Raw genomic sequence first — 3,700 nt, forward strand, 5'->3', positions numbered from 1 at the left:
GGACTCGCCTTGAGGTCGAGGAAGCCGTAATCGACACCGGCCGTTATGCCTGCACCTGCGCCCCCACCTCCATTAGCACCTCCATTTGCGCCCGAATTAGCACCCGCACCGGCACCTGCATTGACTCTTGCAGCGACCAGCAAGGCTGGACGATTACCCCCCGCGCCTCGCAGCAGACCGGGCTCAAAGCGGGCGTAGCCCTGCGCGTCGGTGCTCGCCTCGCCGAGCACCTGTTGGTTCAGCGCCAGCAGCTGCAGCCGCACATCGGCCAGCGGCTCCGCACTGGAGAGCGAGCGGACGAAGGCATGTAGGCCGTCATCGGCCGAGAGCGCGGTCAGCCCCAGATCAGAGACGACGAACCATTGGGTTGCGAGCTCATCGGCGCTGAGCGCATCGGCCGGCCGAGCGGTCAGGATATAGGTCCCGGGCCCGAGACCGACCGAGGCCGATGCCTTGGAGTCACTGCTCAGCTCAGCGAGAAGCTCAGCCACCGGGACCGACGTCGTGATCTCCCGGTTTAGCTCTGAGCGCGTCTCGATCTCCCCCTTCCACAGCTGCTGACCGGTGGTCTCAGCAATCTCATCGACCTGGTACTCGCTGAGTTGCGTCAGCAGGGTCTCATCGCTCAAGAAACCGCCGATCGCCCGATCAGCAATCCGATAGAGCGCCGCATCCAATCGCGCGGTATTGACCGTGACCACCGGCAGCGCCGCGGCGCCACCGCTCGGCAACACATAGGCTCGGCCGGGGAAGCGCACGCTGGGCGAGCGGTCGCGCACATAGACCTCGAGCACGACCGGCTTGGCTAAACGCTCGCCATCATTGGCCGGGAGTCCTGCTCGTACACTGATTCGATAGCGCTGGCCATGTTGAACGCCGTCGATGCAGATCCGCTCCGCCTCCGGCTCAATCGCCAGCCCGGCCTCGTCGAGCTCGAGATAATCGGCGAGCTCCACGCCATCGCGCGCCAGCGGATCGGAGAAGCGGATACAGATGCGCGGATTGCGGGCATCAGATGAGACATCGTGGCCAATGATCCGGAAGCCATGCTCGGCAACCAGTTGATCGAGCCGCGCGCGCAGCGCCGGATCATCGATCAGCGCCAACGAGGCCCGCTCCGCCCGGATCGCCGATCGCCAGGCCGAGCGCGCCTCGAGCGAGCGTCCGATCAGTGCCAATGCGCCCGCTCGCTCAGCCACATCCGTCGCATCGAGATAGGCATTGATGGCAGCCGCAGTTGCCTCCTGTTGCAGCTGCTGGCGCTCGGACCAATCGCTGGTCTGGACGGCCATTGTCGCCTCCGCGAGTCGCCGCCAGAGCCCTGGATCATTCGGTGCGAGTCGCACCGCGATGCGGTAGCGAGCGGCTGCGGCTCGCGGGTTGTTATCGCTCAGGGCCTGCTGCGCCTGGCCGAGGATCTCGTCGAGGCCACCTCCCGCCCCGCTCTGGTCCTCGGCATTGGCGATACGACGGCGCAGCCCATCTGCCTCGTCGCGATAGCCGCTCGGCAAGAAGGCCAGCTCCGAGCGTCGCTGTGCGCGCTGACCATCGGTCTCGAGTGGACCGGTCTCTATATAGCCCGAGACGGCGCCATCGAAGGCGCGCAGCTCGCCGAAGCTCGACTTCAGGAAGCACCAACCGGCATTGCTGTTGAAGGTGAAGGCGCGGCAACGGTCGTCGGCCAGGCAGGCCGCCTCGCAGTCGTCGAGGCCCACATCCTGCAGCGTATCGTAGTCATGGCCGAAGTAGTCGGCGCCCTTGATGACGACCAACTGGCGTTGGGCTCGTTGAGATGGAGACTCAGGCGGGGGGCGTTGGCCTTGGAGGGTCGCGTCCTGACCGGTCTGGCTGGACGACTGGCTGGCGAGCGGGCTGGCGTCCGGGTTGGCAGCGGCCAGTGGCGATAGCCCTGCAACCATGGAGACACCCAGAATCCACAGCGCTAAGCCGAGTGTAGGCATCACAGAGACATTGCCGAGCCGCTGACCCATCGTCCTCTCTCCACCGAGATCAAGCCATGGCCGTAGAGTGTAGCCCAAGCTGCTCGGCCTCAGCGGGGCTGGGCGCTGAGCGTCTCGAATGCTGCTGTTGCCTGTGTGGCGAAGCGCTCATCATCAGCAACGCCTTGGGCATGCTCGATGAAGAACGCGGCTAGGCCGAGTCGCTCGGCCAGCTCAAAGCCGCGCTCAGGCCCGAGCACCAGGAGCGCCGTGGCCCAGGCATCGGCCTGCATGCACGCATCGGCCAGCACCGTCACCGAAGCCAGCCGATGGCCGACGGGGCGGCCAGTAGCTGGATCGATGGTATGGGAATAGCGCTGGCCATCGATCTCGACGAAGTTACGATAGTCGCCCGAGGTGGCCATACCGAGGTCCTGTAACGCGATGACCCGGAACATCGCCCGCTTGCTGGTCTCGGGCCGCTCGATCGCGATCTGCCAGGGCTCGCCGCGGCCATTGAGCCCACGCCCGCGCAGCTCGCCGCCAATCTCGACCAGATAGCGATCGACGCCCACCGATTCGACCAGCTCAGCAATCTGATCCACGGCGTAGCCCTTAGCGATCGCCGAGAGGTCGACATAGAGATTCGGCTGCGCCTTGCGCAGTCCCGGGGGTTGATGACGGACGGCGAGCTGCTGCCAGCCGACGCGGGCTCGCGCCTGCTCAATCTCAAGCACGCTTGGCAAGGCATCAGCAGTCACCGTCGGCCCGAAGCCCCAGAGGTTCACGAGGGGGCCGACGGTGACATCAAAGGCACCGGCGCTCGCCTCGCTCAGCGCTTGTGCCGCCGCAACCACCTGCACCAGCTCCGAGGAGACCGGGCGCCAGTCTGTACCGCTGCTGGCATTGAATCGCGAAAGCTCCGAGCTTGGCTGATAGGTCGACATCAGCGCATTGATCTCGGCGAGTCGCGTCTCGATGCGCATCGCCAGTGCGTCGCGGTCCAGCCCCGCGGGCGGCTCAACGATCTGCACGCTATAGGTCGTCCCCATGGTTGCACCACGCAAGACGAGCACGCGCTGCTCCGAGCCCCGCCCGCAGCCAACCAATGCCAAGATCATGGTCAGACAGAGCAAGACCAACAGTGCTGGTCGTCGACAATGCAGGCAAGCGCTCACTGGCCTGCTGCCTTGGTCAGGCTTGATGATCATGCAGATTACGCTGGTTTCCTGAGGGATGCGCAGCCAGGGAGGAGCGATCGAGCCGATTGCGCGAAAGCCGGTATGATAGTCGAAGAGCTGAACATCCACCCATCTGGCTGTTGCCATGCGCCTAACCGATTATCTCCGGCTGCGGCCCTATGGAGACTCCTTGCTGACACCGGCAGCAGCCGCTTGGATCGGCTCGGCGCGAGCGATCATCCTGCTGATGGCCAGCATCGAAGGCTTTGTCTGGGGCGCTGTTGGCCTCTCGCTGGTACCCGCGGCCTCGGCCTGGCTCGGCCCACCGGTCGCACTCTTCTTGTTTGCGTTGATGTTCGCGGTGATCTGGATCATCGACGCATCGCTGATCATGTCCGAAAAACCGAGCCTAAATGGTCACGGAGGCAAGCAGGGTCTTGCCGCCGCAGGGCCGATGGCCCGCTGGCTCGTCGGTCTCTTGGTGCGCGTTGCGATCGTCGCCATCTCGCTCTATGTCACGGCGCCCTTCGTCGAGAAGCTGCTCCGCGCCGATGACAGCGCCACTTGGCATCAGGCCCA

2 protein-coding genes and 1 pseudogene are annotated in these 3,700 nt (G+C 65.1%); 1 reads left to right on the top strand and 2 read right to left on the bottom strand.

Annotated elements, in window-relative coordinates; all coding sequences use genetic code 11:
- Positions 1-1,991 (bottom strand): PAN/Apple domain-containing protein (locus ACY693_RS16600; RefSeq protein ID WP_462322921.1); only part of this gene is annotated, 1,991 nt, incomplete at its 3' end.
- A 59-nt stretch (positions 1,992-2,050) separates the two neighbouring features.
- A complete protein-coding gene (locus ACY693_RS16605; protein WP_462322922.1) occupies positions 2,051-3,268 on the bottom strand; it encodes an FAD:protein FMN transferase in 1,218 nt (405 codons plus the stop codon).
- Here ACY693_RS16605 and ACY693_RS16610 point away from each other — a divergent pair.
- Positions 3,267-3,700: pseudogene (locus ACY693_RS16610) on the top strand (hypothetical protein); the annotation flags it as partial. The gene ACY693_RS16605 and the pseudogene ACY693_RS16610 overlap by 2 nt on opposite strands.

The sequence above is a fragment of the Halochromatium sp. genome, from assembly GCF_054919635.1.

Bases quoted from the DNA above. Each gene is read 5' to 3' on its own strand.
- ACY693_RS16605 (WP_462322922.1), bottom strand. From the start codon at position 3,268: ATGGCAACAGCCAGATGGGTGGATGTTCAGCTCTTCGACTATCATACC.